Source organism: Acidovorax sp. SUPP1855 (genome assembly GCF_030158955.1).
Taxonomy (GTDB): domain Bacteria; phylum Pseudomonadota; class Gammaproteobacteria; order Burkholderiales; family Burkholderiaceae_C; genus Paracidovorax.
Window position 1 is genome coordinate 1 of record NZ_BQXI01000080.1, and the last position, 1178, is coordinate 1178.

The 1178-nt window shown below is 61.0% G+C and carries 1 protein-coding gene; it reads left to right on the forward strand.

The genetic code is table 11. From position 1 onward, the window contains the following. A protein-coding gene (locus tag AVMA1855_RS26470; protein WP_502870392.1) for an IS3 family transposase occupies nt 1–1152 on the forward strand; the annotation gives its coding sequence in 2 pieces (ribosomal slippage) (nt 1–259 and nt 262–1152; 1150 coding nt annotated over the 2 pieces). This gene is flagged as partial in the annotation. Between the last annotated feature and the right edge of the window lie 26 nt (nt 1153–1178).

Consider the following 1178-nt stretch of genomic DNA (forward strand, 5'->3'; position numbering starts at 1 on the left):
GCGCTACGGCATCCAGGGTGCCTCGACCGTGCTGGTTTGGTTGCGCAAGCATGGCCGCCAGGACTGGAAGGCTGCATCATCGTGCTCCAAAGGACCCGGCCCCATGCAAGAGCCATTCAAGCCGCTGACACCCGAGCAGCGCATCAAGGAACTGGAAGTGCAACTGAAGCAGGCGCAGGAGAAAGCGCAGTTCTTCGAGGCGGTGGTCCATGTGCTCAAGCGCGACCATGGGGTAACCGTCACAAAAAAGCCTGCCGGCAAGTCCTCCAAGAAAAGCTCGTCCAAGGGCTGAACGTTGTGAGGGCTTGCCGGTACATGGGCATCAGCCGGCAGGCGCACTACAAGGCCCTGGCCTGCCAGCGGCTGCGCGATGAACAACAGGCCAGCGTGGTGGCCATGGTCGATGAGAAGCGGCGGCACCAGCCGCGCATCGGCACACGCAAGCTGCACTTCATCCTGAAGGCGCCGCTGCAGCACGCAGGCATCAAGCTCGGTCGCGATGCCTTGTTTGACATCCTGCGTCACGAACGGATGCTGGTCTTGCCGAAGCGGGCGTACCACAAGACCACCAACAGCCACCATCACTTCAGGCGCCATCCCAACCTGCTCAAAGAAGCAGCGACCAAGGTGGTGCCCAGCGGCTGCGAACAACTGTGGGTGGCCGACATCACCTACCTGTCCACCAAAGAAAAGCCGGCCTACCTGAGCCTCGTAACGGATGCCTATTCCCGCAAGATCGTGGGTTGGCACGTACATGAAGGGCTGCAGACTGCCCAGGTCAGTCAGGCGCTGAAAATGGCCCTGCGCTACAGGCAAACCAGCCAGCAACTGGTGCACCACTCCGATCGGGGCATCCAGTACTGTTCGGCGGAGTACCAGCGCATCCATGCCCGCCATGCGATCACCTGCTCGATGACCGATGGCTACGACTGCTACCAGAATGCCCTGGCAGAACGGGTCAACGGCATCCTGAAGATGGAATTCCTGCTGCACCGCCCCGCAAACATCCAGCAGGCCAGGACCATGGTGAGCGAGTCAGTGCGCCTGTACAACGAGCAGCGGCCCCACCTGTCCCTAGAATACAAAACGCCCGATGCGGTGCACCGGGCGTCTCTTGCAAGCCAATTACGGCTAGGGTTCAGTCCCGCATAGGTGTCAACCTATTCCAGGACGGGTCA